Below are 16,640 nucleotides of genomic sequence, written 5' to 3'. Positions count from 1 at the left end.
ACTATAATTATAGGTGTTTTTTTACCTAAATTAATTGTAACGCTTTTTTGATAATAATAAACCTACCTTTTTTATTAATATAACTAATGCAAGTAATACAACTGAAATCAATGCAGTTATGCCTCCAGGCGCACAATTCATATAATAAGAAATAAATAGTGACAAGAGTATGTCTATAACACTAAACAATACCGAGTATAAAAGGGTTGATTTAAACCCTTTCCCTAGTTGCATTGCTGTAGCAACAGGCAAAGCAATCATTGAGCTTAAAACAAGTACCCCAACAATTCTCATAGAAACAGATATTGTAGCAGCAACCAATATAGCAAAAATGTAATTGATTAATTTAACATTTATTCTCCCAACTTTTGCTGCCTCTTCATCAAAGGCTATAATAACAAGTTTATTATATAATATTATTAAAGTCACAATTGATACAAGACTTAATACTAAGACGGCGTATAAATCATCTCTTGTTACAGTTAATACACTTCCAAATAGGAATGAGTTCACATTTGCATGTAATTCTCCAGAGCTCATGATGGTAATAGCAATACCAACACTTAAAGACAGAACTACAACAAGTATTAACTCAGCATATTTTTTAAAATAATCTCTTAAAAACTCAATTAAAAGTCCACAAAATGATGTAAATATGAATGAACTTATTATGGGATTTCCGTTAAATAAAAGTCCAATTGCGACTCCTGCAAGAGAAGCATGCGCTAAGGTATCACCAATCATTGAATACCTTCTTAGTACTAGGAAAAAACCAATGCATGGACAAAGTATAGAAATTAATATAGAAATCATAAAAGCATTTTGCATAAAGCTATACTGAAACATTAAATTCCTCCTCTTTGTTTGCTTTTAAATATTCTTTAATATAAATATCAGGGGTGCATAAATGACCCTTGCCTTTTGATAGATGATAAATAAGGGACGAATTATTGATGGCAGCATTAAGATTATGCTCAATGGCAATAACTGTTATCTTATTATTCCTATTTAAGTCTTTAATTAAGTTATAAATCTCTTTTTGGCTAGTTACATCAATTCCTGTTGATGGCTCATCTAAAATTAATAAATCAGGATCTCCTAGCAATGCGCGTACTATAAAAATTTTTTGACATTGGCCGCCTGATAGTGTTCCTATAAGTGAATCTTTAAAATTGAGCATATTAATAGCTTCTAACCGCCTAGTTACCAAATTCTTATCTTTTATTTTTAATACTTTTCTATAGCAATTAAGCATCTCGTATACAGTAATAGGAAATTGTGAATTTAGAAAATCAGACTTTTGAGGCACATAACCAATATTCTTATCGGTATTTACAATAGAACCCTTAGTAGGAGATAAAAAATTTAGTATTAATTTTACAAGAGTACTTTTACCGCAGCCGTTATCACCTAATATCGATAGGTACTCTCCGTTATTTATAGTTAAACCAATATTATTAAGAATATAGGGTTCCCCGTTTGTGTAAGAAAAAAATAAATTATTAATTTGAATCATAATTGTCCTCCAGTTTCTATAATTTTGTCACTTTATCAAAGCATTAATATACTAATTTGGAAAGGATTAAAGTTATTGCTATTGACAAAGGTGCCATTTATACTTATATTATAAGTGATAATGCAAATGGTTTGCAAGAAGAAATTTTAAGGGGCGATAAAAATGTTTAAAAAAATGTCAATGTTCATTTTACTTATTTGTACAACGCTAACCTTCACCGCATGCGGTAGTAAGAACGTAGAAACTACTAATGTAAAGTCTCAAAGCAAAATAAAAGTTGTAGTTTCATTCAATGCAATGAGAGAAATTACTACTGCCATAGGAAAAGATAAGGTTGATATAGTAACCATGATACCTAACGGCACTGAACCACATGATTTTGAGCCTAAGGCTAAGGATCTTGAAGGCTTAAGTACAGCTAAAATATTTGTATATAATGGGTTTGGTATGGAATCTTGGGTGGATAAGGTTTTAGAATCTGTAGATAATAAAAATTTAATTTCAGTAGATGCTTCAAAAGGTTCAGCTCCAATAGGTAATACAGAAAAAACAGAAAATGGACAATATGATCCCCATTTATGGATTAGTTTAAAAGGTGCAGAAAATCAAGCTGAAAATGTAAGGGATGCTTTAGTAAAAGCAGATCCATCTAATAAATCTTATTATGAAAAAAATTATAATGATTTCGCTTTAAAGCTCGATACTCTTTACAATGAATATGACAAAAAATTCAAAACTGTTAGTAACAAAAACTTTGTAACTGGGCATGCCGCTTTTGCATACCTTTGCAGAGACTTCGGACTAAAACAAAACAGCGTAGAAGATGTTTTTGCAGAGGGTGAACCCAGTGCTAAGAAGTTAAAAGAACTAACAGATTATTGCAAAAAGAATAAAATTAAGACTATATTTGTTGAGGATATGGTAAGCACGAAGGTTTCAGATGCTCTAGCTAAAGAAGTAGGTGCTAAAGTTGAAAAAATACACACCATAGAGAGTAAGGAAGATAATAAAGACTATCTAACATGCATGAAAGAAAACTTAGATATGATATATAACAGTTTAAAATAAATAGGTGCCACCCACGTGGCAAGTATCATCCAAATATTTTTTCTATTCTAATTTAAAAAGTATGGACTACATAAGTAACCCATACTTTTTATACATTATATAAATAGATTTACATTTGAGTCTTCAGTTTGACCTAGGTAATAACCAACTCCACCAATCTTCACACCATCAATAAGTTCTTCCTTTGTAATTCCCATAACATCCATAGACATTGAGCAAGCAACTACTTCCACTCCACTATCAATGGCTGATTTTATTAAATCTTCAAGAGAACTTATATTTTTATTTTTCATTACTGATCGGATCATTTTAGCTCCGATACCCATCATATTCATTTGAGAAAGTTTAAGCTTTCTGCTGCCTCTTGGCATCATAAATCCAAACATTGAATCTATAAGCCCTTTCTTTACTGATACTTTTTCAGGTTTTCTTATAATGTTAAGACCCCAGAATGTAAATAGTATGGTGACCTTACTACCCATTGCAACTGCTCCATTTGCTATAATAAAAGCCGCAATTGCTTTATCTAAATCACCGCTAAAAACTACCATAGTTTTATTATTTTTTTCTCGTGTTTCTGATGGCAAAGATTTATTTACCTTAGTATCGTTATTGCTTTTTTTTTTAATAAACGCATATACCATGCCTTTTTCTTTTCTTAAATCCAGTAATTCATTATTTGTTTTAGTACACCAAGCTCTAATATCCTCATAAAAACCAGGATCACTTGCTGTTACTTTTAAAATTTGGTTTTCATTTAGTTCATCAATACTAGCTTTAACTTGAATTAACGGACCTGGGCAACATAACCCACATGCATCGAGAAGTTTATCATACTTATCATCTTCTATAGCTACTTCATCTTTTATAACTTGAGTATCAGGATCTATTTTCTGTCTTTTTATTTTATCACTATCTCCGGTCTTATTTGGCTGAAATTCTGAACTTAAAACTGATTTATATCCTCCAGTTAAGTTTTTAACCTTAAAGTCTTTTTGAGCTAAAATTCTAGCAGCTACATATCCTCTGAGACCTACTTGACAATATTCAATAATTTCTTTATTTTTGTCAAGTTCTCCAATTCTTTCGCGAAGATTATCTACTGGAATATTTATAGCTCCCTCAATATGTCCATTATCAAATTCTATTTCAGTACGAACATCTAATACTACAGCATTTTCTTTATCATAAGCACTAAACTCATCAGTTGTGAGTACTTCCATTCTTCCAGCTAACACATTTTGTGCAACAAATCCTGCCATATTTACTGGGTCTTTAGCAGATGAGAAAGGTGGTGCATATGAAAGTTCAAGTTCTGTTAAATCATCAACTGTTCCTCCGAGGCGTATAACAGTAGCAAGTACATCTATTCTCTTATCAACTCCATCATAACCAACACCTTGAGCTCCAAGTATTTTACCTTGCTCATTAAAAATAAGTTTTAATGTCATAGGAAGCGCACCTGGATAGTAAGAAGCATGGCTAACTGGATGAACTAGTATAACTTTATAAGGAATATTAAGTCTAGTTAAAGTTCTTTCATTATTCCCAGTACTTGCTGCTGTAAGTCCAAAAACCTTTAAAATTGCAGTGCCTTGAGTTCCTTTATAGGTGGAATTTAGACCCGCTATATTATCAGCTGCAATTCTTCCTTGCTTATTTGCAGGTCCAGCTAGTGGAATCGCAGTATTAGTCTTATTTACAAAATCTATAACTTCTATAGCGTCACCTACTGAAAATACTCCCTCTGCACTAGTTTCCATTTTATCATTTACCATAATATGACCCTTGGCGCCTAATTTAATACCAGCTTCTTTTGCAAATTTAGTATCAGGAAATACACCTATTGCGAGTATTATCATATCAGCACTTAATTTTGCACCACTATTTAAAGTTATCTCAACACCACTTTCAGTATCTTTAAAAGCTTTCACTCCATCATTTAAAATTATTTCCACACCGTTATCTGAAATTTCTTTTTCAACGTTTAAAACAATATCAGTATCAAAAGGAGCCAATATGTGAGGTGCCGCTTCTACTAAAGTAACCTTTAGTCCTCTTTCCTTTAAGTTTTCGACCATTTCCACGCCAACATATCCACCACCAACAACTACAGCACTGTTAATCCCCGATGCATCTACATATTTTTTTATATTATCAGTATCTGGTATATTTCTTAAGGTAAATATTCTTTTACTGTTTATACCTTCTATATTAGGTTTAATTGCTTTTGCGCCTGGTGATAATACTAAATAATCATAACTTTCCTCATAGGTGCCAAGAACTTTACTATTAACTGTTACAACCTTTTTAGTAGTATCAATCGCTACTACTTCGCTGTTATTTCTAACATCTATGTTAAATCTAGCATTCATACTCTCTGGTGTTTGTACTAAAAGTTTATCTCTATCTTTTATAGTTTCACCAATGTAATAAGGTAACCCGCAATTTGCAAAAGAAATGTATTCATCTCTTTCAAACATAATTATTTCTGCATTTTCATCAAGCCGTCTAAGTCTGGCTGCTGTTGAAGCTCCACCAGCAACGCCACCTACGATTAATATTTTTTTCATCACAATTATTCCTCCTTATATTTTCTAGACTTTACCTAGATAAACTGTATCTCCAAGAACTTATTCCACGACTTAGATGGTAAATATTTTTAAAATCATTATTCACCAAAATTTCCACTGCTCTTGGGCTTCTTCCACCAGATGCACAATAAACAAGTACCGGTTTATCCTTATAAACACCAAGTTCATCAAGTTTCATAGGAAGAATCTGAACTGGAACGAGTTTTGCTCCTGGAATGTGACCATCATCATACTCCTCTTTAGTTCTTACATCTATTATAATAAATTCTTTATCATCATTTATAAGTTTATATACCTCTTCTGCGCTTACATTTTTAACCTTTGAAGAATTAAACATAATTTATACCTCCGTCGAAACTTTAATTTATATTTATATTGTTTTTTCCATTTGCATTCTTATATCTTAATATTACGATATAATAATATAATAACACATATTAACTAAAAAGCAATAGAAATTTAATTTATTTTAACCAGTAAATAAAAAGTGATACACGAGAGTTATTCGTGTACCACCATATTTATTATCTTTAATTTTAGTTCACATTACTATTAATAACTAATCGATATGCTTACATTAATTCTTATTTTTAAAAATAAATTCTACTAATTCCCTGACTTCCTCATTACAAATACTATAATTGATCTCTAGCCCATTTCTTTTTCCTACAATTATTTTTGCCATTCTTAATTTTTGTAAATGTTGAGATAAAGTAGATTGTGGAATACCTAAACAATCTTGCATGTGACTTACATTACATGTCCCTTTTCCCAGTAATCCATTAATAATACACAACCTTACCGGATGAGCTAATATCTTAAGCATTTCTGCAATTTCATTATATTCCATATAATCCTTTTCCATAACATTTACCTCTTTCTAAATATATTTTCATACTAATATTGTTATATTCATATATTATGATACAAATAACAATTAATATCAATATATTATTTTAAATTAAATCTTTCATAGATTCTTTTCCCATTGGACCTTACTAAGTTTATAATAGTAAAATTCCTGATTTTCAATATGGATATTGCTTATAAAATTGAAACCACATTTTTCTATTACTCTATTTGAAGATTTATTATATGTTAATGCAATAGCGTTTAATGTTTCCAGATTAGTACTCTCATATAAATATTTTATTAGGCCTTGTGCTGCTTCAGTTGTATACCCCTTATTCCTGTAATTCTTTGAAATAGCATATGCTATCTCTCTATTTGGCAATGGCAATTTATCCTTTAACCCACTACAACACCAACCGATAATCTGATTTGTCTCCTTTAATACGATTCCTAATCGTAGGGTATGTCCTTTAATATTAGGTACCACCTCTAAAAATTCTGTATTCTCCTTAATTTCATAATTTACTAACCATTCTCTACGTTTTTCTTTTGTTGCTATCCAATCTGGTAAAAAGTCTGTTATCTCATGCTGCAATGTAAGATCATAGATTTCATCTAAATCCGTTAGTTCAAACTCTTTTAAGATTATATTCTTACATTCAATTGTAAAAACATTTTTTATAGTTGTGTTTTCCAGATTTTTAATTCTACTTTCAATCATATTAATATCAATCCTTTCTTGTCATAATACAGATAACCCTACTATTACTTTGTCATTTCTAAATATTCTTTTTTTGTAAGCGAATAGTAAGGTTCACCATTATAGAAATCAAACTCTTCAGGCAATCCACTAACTAGGTATTCAAATTTCAATCCAATCTTTTGTATCACTCTATTTGAAGCAATATTCTCTGGTTTTGCTAAAGCAATAATTCTTTTAAGTTTCATTGTAACCCCTTCAGGTATATATGCCATTACTTTTTCATCGCTAAATACTTTATATAAATCATTAATATCCTCCATACAAAACCTCCTTTGAATAGACACTTTCTTAACCTTCTATTTAAATAATATCACTGGGTACATAAACGTATCAACCTATAACACTTTTCTGAAAAGAAAATACGCCACTCAGCTTTTGCTTTATGGCGCATTTTTTTATTGAATTTCTCTTTTCATTTTAACAATAATTCTTTGTATGCTTTTGAGAGATAAATAATACATTTCAGAAATAATTTTTAAAGAAACACCCTCTTTGTAAATTTTATAAATATCTGCATTTCTCGCAGAAATTTTCTCTTTACTTTTGGTAGTTTCTCCCCAAGGCTTTCTGTTGCATTCCCTTTTAGGAATATAAATGTATTCACCCTCAATATATTTTTGAATTAAATCCAGTACTTCCTCTGGCAACACATCAGTTGCTTTAACATAGCTCATTAGTATGCTCCTCCTAAATATAATTTAATTTTAGGATTGAGCAAAGGTTATTTCATAATATAATCTTTATTTATTATTATGTATGCAATAGCCTTTGCTATGCATTAACTACAGATCTGGTCATAAAGCTATCCCCCTTTTTACATTCTATTATATAATTCTTTTAAAATTTTATACAAGATAATCATATCTTTAAACATTATATGTATATACTACCACAAATTATAATATATCACTAACTCTGAAGTTGTCCAATAACTTAATAAATACAAAAAATATTTTGGAGAATATAACTTACATTAATATCCACAAAAAAATACCATATGATTTTTTAACGAAATCACATGATATTTAATACATTTTAAAGAACCGTAACCCTTAGGTCGTATTGTCTATTTTAGCATATTTACTAATTCTTCTTCAGATATAACTTCAATTCCTAACTCTTGCGCTTTCGTAAGTTTACTTCCAGCATTCTCTCCTGCTAACACATAACTTGTTTTCTTAGAAACGGAGCCCGATACCTTTCCGCCATGGCTCTCTATCATTACTGTGGCCTCATTTCGACCTATAGTAGCTAATGTTCCAGTTACAACGAAAGTTAATCCATCAAACTTATTATCCTCGTTATCGCCGTCCTCTACAGCCATATTAACTCCATAATCTTTTAATCTACTTATTACTTCTCTATTTTTATTATCTTCAAAAAATCTCAATATACACAAGCCACTTATTTCACCTATATCCGAGACATCTTGCAGTTCTTCTAAAGACGTATTTTGCAAATCTTCAATAGATTTATAATGTTTCATTATACTTTTCGCTGCCACTTTTCCAATGTTCGGAATACCAAGGCCTGTAAGCAACATTTGTGCTTCATTCCCCTTTGACTTTTCTATAGCATCTAATAACTTATCTGTATTTTTTTCTTTTCCAATTATACCTTGTTCAATAAGTTCTACCCGATAATTAAACAAAGAATATACATCCGCAATATCTTTGATATATTTCAAACGAATAAGTTCCTTAACATATGCGCTACCAAAACCTTTTATGTCCATAGCAGTCCTGCCAACAAAATTAATTATACGTCTCTCTAGTTGCGCCAAACAATTAGGGTTTATACATTTGATGTCAGCAGTATCTTTTTCACGCACTGTTGGGGCTCCACAAACTGGACAAATTTCAGGAATTTTAAATTCCTTTAATCCCTCAATACGTTTTTCTTTCACTACAGACTTGATTTTTGGGATAATCTCTCCTGACTTATAAACAACAATTATGTCTCCAATCCTTATATCTAAATCATCGATAAAATCTTGGTTATGAAGAATTGCTCTTGATACAGATGTTCCACATAAACGAATCGGCTCAAATATTGCTGTAGGAGTAATTCTGCCTGTTCTCCCTACTGAAACTTCAATATCAAGTAATTTCGTTTCTTTTTCTTCTGGAGGAAATTTATAAGCTATAGCCCATTTGGGAACTTTCGAGGTGTTTCCAAGTTCTTTCCTATCTTCCAAATTATCAATTTTTATAACAACTCCGTCAATATCATATGCTAGTGTTCCTCTTTTCTCTCCAATATCTTGAATAACACTCCACACTTCATCAGCTGTTTTACATTTCACATAATTCTCAATGACCTTTACTCCCTGCTTTTTCAACCACTCATAACCTTCTGTATGTGTTTTAAATTCAATTCCTTTAATATCTTGAATATTAAAAATGAATAGAGATATTCCTCTTTCTTTTGTTATCTTACTATCTAACTGCCTTAATGTACCCGCAGCACAATTTCTTGGATTTGCAAATACTTTCTTCCCTAATAACTCTTGTTGTTCATTAATTTTATCAAAGGCATCATTCGACATATATACTTCTCCACGAATTTCAAGGTAAGGAACTGGCTCTTTTAGTTTCTTTACGACATCCTTAATTACTTTAGCATTTTCAGTGACATCCTCACCTTGGATTATTCCGTCACCCCTAGTCACAGCTACTGTTAAGTTGCCATCTACATAACGCAGGGACATTGACAAACCATCAATTTTAAATTCAACAACAAATGTTGGATCATCCAGTTCCTCAATCATTTTATTTACATAAGCATATACCTCTTCTTTTGCAAATACATCTTGCAAACTAAGCATTGGAACATTATGTTTTACCAGCACCCCACCTTTCCTTTTAGCACTTCCACCTACTCTTTGAGTTGGAGAGTCTAAGGTAATGAGTTCTGGGTGTTCTTTCTCTATTGCTTTAAGCTCCAGCATTAATGTATCATATTCATAATCTGATATTTCTGGATTATCCTGATTATAATATCTATCACTATGATAATTAATTATATTTTTAATTTCATTAATTTTATCTTCTTCATTCATCATATCATTCTTCACCTATCCCTCTAGAAGCTGCTTTAATCAAATTTCACTCATATTCATAAACTACAAACTTTACGCAAAATAGCACACAACTTTTAGGCCTTTTGAATAAAATGACTAGCATTCTTACTAGCTATTTTATCCAAAATGCCTTAGTTGCATACACGATGCACAAATTACATTCAAATAAATAACAATCAAAATACTAGTCTTATTTTAACAAACCTTATAACATTTCTAGTGGTGCCTTACCTAACATTAGCTTTTTTATTCCCATATTATCAAAAGCTATCGAAATCAAAGTATCACCATCAGAACTGGACTTTGACACTATAGTTCCTATACCAAATTTAGTATGCCTAACTTTTCTACCTACTGTAGCTTCGCTACTTATGTTACTCACGCCACTATTAATAACATTCTCACTATTAATACTTTGCTGACTTGAATTATCTCCATGTGCCGTAGCTGATACATAATCTTGCGGCGCAGTTTTACTTAACAGACCATGTGGATTGTATCTTTGTGACTCCTTAGCATTTTTTCTCTTTAACACCTGCGTAGTCCTATTTTTAGCTCCCCCTATAATCTCTTTTAAATCCGGAGAAATTTCACTAATAAAATCAGATGGTTGATATGAAACATTTCTACCAAATACCATTCTACTTTCTGCAGAAGTTATATATAGTTTTTCTTCCGCCCTTGTTATTGCAACATAACATAGACGCCTTGATTCTTCCATCTCAGTAGGGTTATTAATGGAGGACATACCTGGGAATATTCCATTTTCCATTCCTACCATAAATACTACTGGAAATTCTAACCCTTTAGCACTATGAACTGTCATCATCGCTGCCGTATCAATGGTTTCATCAGGATCATCAGTGGTTGAACCTAAACTTACACCCTCTAAAAATGTTAGGAGTGATTTATCTTCTGAAGTTCTTTCGAATTCTACAGCATCTGATACTAATTCTTTTATATTTTCAACTCTACTCTCATCATCTGGTTCCTTAGAGTTTTCGAGTTGCTTTAAATATCCTGTATCTTCTATTATAGTCTTAATAAGCTTAGATACTGATACCTCTTCATTTTTAGCCATAAAATTATTCATAAGACTTACAAATTTACTTATAGATGATTTATTTCTAGTCGTAAGTGTAGGTATATACTCTACGTCCAAAATAGCGCTATATAAACATTGCTCTATTCCATTTGCAAATTCTTGAATCTTTTGAATCGTTGCATCCCCTATATTTCTTTTAGGTACATTTATAATTCTCTTTAAAGCAATATCATCAAGCGGATTATTGATAAGCTTTAAATATGCCATTATATCCTTTATTTCTTTTCTATCGTAAAACTTTAATCCGCCTACTATCTTATATGGAATTAAATGTTTTCGAAAACTTTCCTCAAAAATACGTGATTGAGAATTCATCCTATATAAAATTGCAAAATCTTTATAACTTCTATTTCCCTCTGCCATAATTGTTTTAATCTGATTTGATACAAAATTTGCTTCATCTCTATCTGTAAATGCTCTATACAGATTAATTTTCTCGCCATTTTCTTTTTCAGTTCTAAGCGCCTTATCTTTTCTTTGAGAATTATTTTTTATGACTTCATTAGCCGCCATAAGTATATTACCTTTTGATCTATAATTTTGCTCAAGTTTAACAACCTTTGCCTTTGGATAATCTTTTTCAAAATCTAAGATATTAGTTACATCCGCACCTCTCCAAGCATAAATGCATTGGTCATCATCTCCAACTACACATATATTCTCTGTCTTATCTACTAAAAGTTTTATAAGCTCATACTGTGCTTTATTTGTGTCTTGATACTCATCCACCATAATATACTTGAATTTTGAATGATAAAAGTCCAAAACATCCTTATTATTTTTTAAGAGTTCAACAGCCTTAAATATTAAATCATCAAAATCTAACGCATTATTACCCTTTAGCTTCTTTTGATAAAGAAGATATACGTCAGCTACTTTATTTTTTCTAAAATCGCCCTCATTTTCTTTTTTAAATTTAACAGCAGAAATAAGTTCATTTTTAGCACTTGATATTTTGTTTAAAATTTCTGAATCTGTTAGATCTTTATCATTTATATCAATTTCCTTCATGCACTGTTTAATTAAACTTTTTTGATCATAGCTATCATATATAGTAAAATTTTTATTATATCCTATTTTATCTATTTCCCGTCTTAGAATTCTAACACAACTAGAATGGAATGTAGAAATCCACATATTATCTGCTATATTACCTACAAGTGATCGTACCCTATCCTTCATTTCACCAGCAGCTTTATTAGTAAATGTTATAGATAAGATTTGTGATGGATATATGTTTAAATCTTGAATCATATGTGCAATTCTATAAGTCAAAACTCTAGTTTTTCCAGAACCTGCACCAGCAAGTATTAGCAATGGACCGTCAACCGTTATTGCAGCCTCACATTGCTCTTTGTTTAACAAACTTTTTAAATCCATGAAACCACTCCTTATATTATATTAATACTAGTTACATCTAGTGTTATTTTAGATCTATCTAACTTTTTTACCACTCCACTTTAAGGAATAAATGTACCTATAATTATATCACATTGTGCAAGAACTTAAACACTATAAAAAATATAGACGGTTAATTTATATCACTCTTTTATCATTAGCTAAACCGAGTAAATATATATTAACCGCCACTTTTTATATGTGAATGCACATTTTTAAATTAGTTATACCTATTTTTTTGATTTCAAACGTTCTAATATAAGTTTATACCCATCGCTACCATAATTTAGTGCTCTATTGATTCTACTAATTGTGGCAGTACTTGCTCCTGTAGCACTTGTGATATCAATATATGTCCTTTTATCTGCAAGCATCGTTGCTATTTGAAATCTTTGTTCAAATGCCTTTATTTCATTTATAGTGCATATATCCTCAAAAAATCTATAACACTCTTCTTTTGTTTGAAGGCTTAAAATACCTTCAAAAAGAAAATCCATATCTTTACTTTCTAATTTTGAACTATATTCGCTCATCATCCTTCACCTCTAATAATCATAGACTACTTTAACTAATGTTCATTCATATTACTTATATACTAGATATTTTTTTAATATAATAACTTTTTAAAATATAAAAAAATGCAGTTTATTAAAATTATTTAAATAAACTGCTCTAAAATCTAAAATATTTATTAATGTACCTAAACTATGATTAATCATTTGTATTATTTTATAATATTTAGCATTGCTATACAAAAAGTAAAGCAAAGTGCAGAAACTACTGTAACTCGCGCTAGCACTGATTCAGCTGTTTTGGTTTTGTTTTTTGCAAAAAAAGTTTCCGAAGTTCCTCCTATAAGGCCACTTAGTCCATCTGTTTTACTAGGTTGCATCATAACTGAAACAATTATAGCAATTGACGATATAATCAATAAAAATATTATAAGACTACGCATATGTACACCCCCTATTCATTAAATACTTGGCTATTTTAACATATTCTAAGGTATCTTACAACGAAATGTAATTTATCTACTTACTCCATATAGTTGCAAAAAACATAAAAATACATTTTTATCATTATATTTTTTAATTAATTCTAACACAATTTCATTTAAAAATCCACATTAGCTTAAATAAAAAATAAGAGCATAGCCGTAAAGACTATACTCCTATTTTATTACTAACTATCTTTTTATATTATAGAATGCTTTTATTCCTCTGTATTCAGCTGCTTCGTCTAATTCTTCTTCTATTCTTAAAAGCTGATTGTATTTAGAAACTCTTTCACTTCTCGCTGGAGCACCAGTTTTAATTTGTCCTGCGTTCATAGCTACAACTAAATCAGCTATTGAAGTATCTTCAGTTTCTCCTGATCTATGAGAAACTACTGCAGTATATCCTGCTCTCTCAGCCATTTCTATAGCATTTAAAGTTTCGGTTAGTGTTCCTATTTGATTTAATTTTATAAGAATTGAATTTGCAACTTTTTTATCAATTCCCATTTTCAATCTATCTGTATTAGTTACAAATAAGTCGTCACCAACTAATTGAATTTTATCCCCTATTTTATCTGTTAAGTATTTCCATCCATCCCAATCTTCTTCAGCCATTCCATCTTCAATAGAGATTATTGGATACTTGTTAACAAGTTCTACATAATAATCAGCCATTTGTTCTGGAGTAAGTACTCTTCCCTCTGATGCTAAGTTGTACTTACCATCTTCAAAGAATTCAGATGCTGCTGGGTCAAGTGCTATAAATATATCTTTTCCTGGAACAAATCCAGCTTTTTCTATAGCTTCTATTATGATTTTTATAGCTTCCTCATTCGATGATAAATCTGGAGCAAATCCACCTTCATCACCAACACCAGTAGCGAGTCCCTTACTTTTTAATAATGCTTTTAGTGCATGATAAACTTCTGCACTCATTCTTAAAGCTTCTTTAAATGATGTTGCTCCTACTGGCATAACCATAAACTCTTGAAGGTCTACATTATTATCAGCATGGCTTCCACCGTTTATAATATTCATCATTGGAACTGGTAAAACCTTAGCGTTTACTCCACCAATATATTGGTATAATCCAAGTCCTAATGACTCAGCAGCAGCTCTTGCACATGCAAGTGATACTCCTAGAATTGCATTAGCACCAAGTTTTGCCTTATTAGGTGTTCCGTCAAGTGCTATCATTGCCTTATCAATTGCTACTTGGTCATATACATTCATTCCAACTAGTTCGTCAGCTATTATATTATTTACATTATTAACAGCTTTTAAAACTCCTTTACCATTATATAAAGCTTTATCTCCATCTCGTAATTCTACTGCTTCAAATATACCAGTAGAAGCACCTGATGGTACTGACGCTCTTGCTATTGTTCCATCTTCGAGTGTTACCTCAACCTCAACTGTTGGAAATGCTCTTGAATCTAAAATTTGTCTTGCAAAAATATCAATGATCTCAATAAAGTTTTTCATATTATCTTACCTCCAAATTTTTTATCTATGTTATTATTACCTAAGTTTAATCAATATAATCCTAAGTTTAATAGAATTCAAACTAAACTTAGATAATATAATAGTTTGATTCAATTTTAATATAATTTAAAATTTAACGATATTTAAGCGACCCAGGAGATTACTTAATTAAAGATTTCCCTGTCATTTCGCTAGGTACATCGAGTCCCATAACTTGTAGCATAGTAGGTGCAATGTCTGCAAGTATTCCACTCTCTCTTAAATCTTTACTATGATTTGACACATATGTGAATGGAACTAAGTTTGTAGTATGTGCAGTCATTGGTTTACCTGATGAATAATCAATCATTTGCTCAGAATTTCCATGATCCGCAGTTATAAATACAGTTCCGTCTTTACCTAAAACAGACTCAACAACTTTTCCAAGACATTCATCAACTGTTTCTATAGCCTTTTTAGCAGCTTCAAAAACTCCTGTATGGCCTACCATATCTGGATTAGCATAATTTAATATTATCATGTCATATTCATCCGTATCTAATCTTTTAAGTAACTCTGCAGTAACCTCGCGGGCACTCATTTCTGGCTGCAAGTCGTAAGTTGCTACTTTAGGAGATGGAATTAATGCTCTATCTTCATTGGCATTTGGAGCCTCAACCCCACCATTAAAGAAAAATGTAATATGAGCATATTTTTCAGTTTCAGCTATTCTTAACTGTTTTTTACCCATTTTACTAACATATTCTCCAAGTGTATTAGTGTAACTTTCTGGTGTATACGCAACATCAACATTTTCTATAGATAGATCATATTGAGTAGTACATACATAATTAAGCTTTAATGACTCTCTTTTAAAACCATCAAATACCTTATCATTTATTGCGCGAGTAAGTTCGCGAGCTCTGTCTGGTCTAAAATTAAAACATATTACAGTATCGTTATTACTAATAGCTGCAACTGGTTTATTATTTTCCATTATAACAGTTGGAAGAACAAATTCATCTGTCTTGTTATCATGCATAGCTTTTTTAACTGCCTCTATTGCTGATGTGTCTTTCTCACCTTTAGATAGGACCATAGCATTATATGCAAGTTCCACTCTTTCCCATCTCTTATCTCTATCCATAGCATAATATCTACCACAAATAGAAGCGATTTTACCAAGACCTATTTCATTCATATATTCTTCTATTTCTGCTATGTATTTAAGTGCTGAACCAGGTTGCACATCTCTACCATCTAAGAACCCATGAACATAAACTTTTTTAGCGCCTTTATCTTTAGCTAGCTTTATTAAAGCTTTCAAATGATCAATATGAGAGTGAACTCCTCCATCAGAAAGTAATCCTAAAAGATGAATTGAAGAATCTGCCTTTATTGCTTTATCTATTACTTTGTTAAAAGCAACATTCTGAAAGAAGTCTCCTTCTTTGATTTCTTTTGTTATTTTTGTTAGTGCTTGATATATAATTCTACCAGCACCTATGTTTAAATGGCCAACCTCTGAATTTCCCATTTGGCCCTCTGGAAGTCCTACTTCTAGTCCACTTGCAACTAATTTTGTACTTGGGTATTTCTTTATTAATTTATCATAGTTCGGTTTACTTGCTGCAGCTACTGCATTGCCATCAACGGTACTTGATAATCCAAATCCATCTAAAATCATTAGCATTACTGGTTTTTTCGACATTTATTTTCCCCCTACTAATTGTTTCTAAAAGCAATACACATTTCTATGTATTGCTATTTTTGTAATTTATTATAATTATAATTAAGCAAC

The 16,640-nt window shown here is 31.1% G+C and carries 15 protein-coding genes; 1 reads left to right on the top strand and 14 read right to left on the bottom strand.

Annotated features, from left to right (window positions below; translation table 11 throughout):
• Positions 1–30: 30 nt before the first annotated feature.
• Together LL038_RS22275 and LL038_RS22270 are read right to left on the bottom strand one after the other, a co-directional pair.
• Positions 31–846: a metal ABC transporter permease gene (locus LL038_RS22275; RefSeq protein ID WP_216120858.1), complete on the bottom strand. Its 816-nt coding sequence runs from the start codon at positions 844–846 to the stop codon at positions 31–33.
• On the bottom strand, positions 833–1,516 hold the full coding sequence (locus tag LL038_RS22270; protein WP_216120856.1) for a metal ABC transporter ATP-binding protein: 684 nt from the start codon (positions 1,514–1,516) through the stop codon (positions 833–835). Before LL038_RS22270 ends, LL038_RS22275 begins: the two co-directional genes overlap by 14 nt.
• A 162-nt stretch (positions 1,517–1,678) precedes the next feature.
• Between LL038_RS22270 and LL038_RS22265 the strand changes: the two genes are divergently transcribed.
• Positions 1,679–2,584 carry a metal ABC transporter substrate-binding protein gene (locus LL038_RS22265; protein WP_216120853.1) on the top strand — a complete coding sequence of 302 codons (906 nt, stop codon included), beginning with the start codon at positions 1,679–1,681 and terminating at the stop codon, positions 2,582–2,584.
• Between the two features lie 95 nt (positions 2,585–2,679).
• Here LL038_RS22265 and LL038_RS22260 read toward each other — a convergent pair whose 3' ends face one another.
• The 12 genes from LL038_RS22260 to gpmI all read right to left on the bottom strand — a co-directional run bounded on the left by LL038_RS22260 (position 2,680) and on the right by gpmI (position 16,550).
• A complete protein-coding gene (locus LL038_RS22260; RefSeq protein WP_216120851.1) occupies positions 2,680–5,160 on the bottom strand; it encodes a CoA-disulfide reductase in 2,481 nt (826 codons plus the stop codon).
• Positions 5,161–5,188: 28 nt separating this feature from the next.
• Positions 5,189–5,515 carry a rhodanese-like domain-containing protein gene (locus LL038_RS22255; RefSeq protein WP_216120849.1) on the bottom strand — a complete coding sequence of 109 codons (327 nt, stop codon included), beginning with the start codon at positions 5,513–5,515 and terminating at the stop codon, positions 5,189–5,191.
• 240 nt (positions 5,516–5,755) lie between these two features.
• Positions 5,756–6,043, bottom strand: a complete 288-nt coding sequence (locus LL038_RS22250; protein WP_216120847.1) for an ArsR/SmtB family transcription factor — start codon at positions 6,041–6,043, stop codon at positions 5,756–5,758.
• 105 nt (positions 6,044–6,148) lie between these two features.
• A complete protein-coding gene (locus tag LL038_RS22245; RefSeq protein WP_216120846.1) occupies positions 6,149–6,751 on the bottom strand; it encodes a GNAT family N-acetyltransferase in 603 nt (200 codons plus the stop codon).
• A gap of 44 nt (positions 6,752–6,795) precedes the next feature.
• Positions 6,796–7,053 carry a GNAT family N-acetyltransferase gene (locus tag LL038_RS22240; RefSeq protein ID WP_216120844.1) on the bottom strand — a complete coding sequence of 86 codons (258 nt, stop codon included), beginning with the start codon at positions 7,051–7,053 and terminating at the stop codon, positions 6,796–6,798.
• A 135-nt stretch (positions 7,054–7,188) separates the two neighbouring features.
• Entirely contained in the window at positions 7,189–7,467 is a 279-nt protein-coding gene (locus LL038_RS22235; RefSeq protein WP_216120842.1) for a CD3324 family protein, read from the bottom strand.
• Between the two features lie 392 nt (positions 7,468–7,859).
• On the bottom strand, positions 7,860–9,854 hold the full coding sequence (gene ligA / locus LL038_RS22230) for an NAD-dependent DNA ligase LigA (RefSeq protein WP_216121002.1): 1,995 nt from the start codon (positions 9,852–9,854) through the stop codon (positions 7,860–7,862).
• Between the two features lie 226 nt (positions 9,855–10,080).
• Complete coding sequence (gene pcrA, locus LL038_RS22225; RefSeq protein WP_216120840.1) at positions 10,081–12,360, bottom strand: DNA helicase PcrA; 2,280 nt, start codon at positions 12,358–12,360, stop codon at positions 10,081–10,083.
• Positions 12,361–12,608: 248 nt separating this feature from the next.
• Positions 12,609–12,911, bottom strand: a complete 303-nt coding sequence (locus tag LL038_RS22220; RefSeq protein ID WP_216120838.1) for a YerC/YecD family TrpR-related protein — start codon at positions 12,909–12,911, stop codon at positions 12,609–12,611.
• 191 nt (positions 12,912–13,102) lie between these two features.
• Positions 13,103–13,333 (bottom strand): preprotein translocase subunit SecG, encoded by a 231-nt coding sequence (secG, locus tag LL038_RS22215; protein ID WP_216120836.1) that lies wholly within the window; start codon positions 13,331–13,333, stop codon positions 13,103–13,105.
• A 231-nt stretch (positions 13,334–13,564) separates the two neighbouring features.
• Entirely contained in the window at positions 13,565–14,860 is a 1,296-nt protein-coding gene (gene eno, locus LL038_RS22210; protein WP_216120833.1) for a phosphopyruvate hydratase, read from the bottom strand.
• A gap of 160 nt (positions 14,861–15,020) precedes the next feature.
• The gene (gpmI, locus tag LL038_RS22205) at positions 15,021–16,550 is read right to left on the bottom strand and encodes a 2,3-bisphosphoglycerate-independent phosphoglycerate mutase (RefSeq protein ID WP_216120831.1); all 1,530 of its coding nucleotides are present in this window, start codon (positions 16,548–16,550) and stop codon (positions 15,021–15,023) included.
• Positions 16,551–16,640: the final 90 nt, after the last annotated feature.

This window comes from Clostridium estertheticum, assembly GCF_026650985.1.
Classification (GTDB): domain Bacteria; phylum Bacillota; class Clostridia; order Clostridiales; family Clostridiaceae; genus Clostridium_AD; species Clostridium_AD estertheticum_C.
Note: the sequence above shows the minus strand (reverse complement) of the source record. Positions and strands in the feature narration are given on the sequence as shown.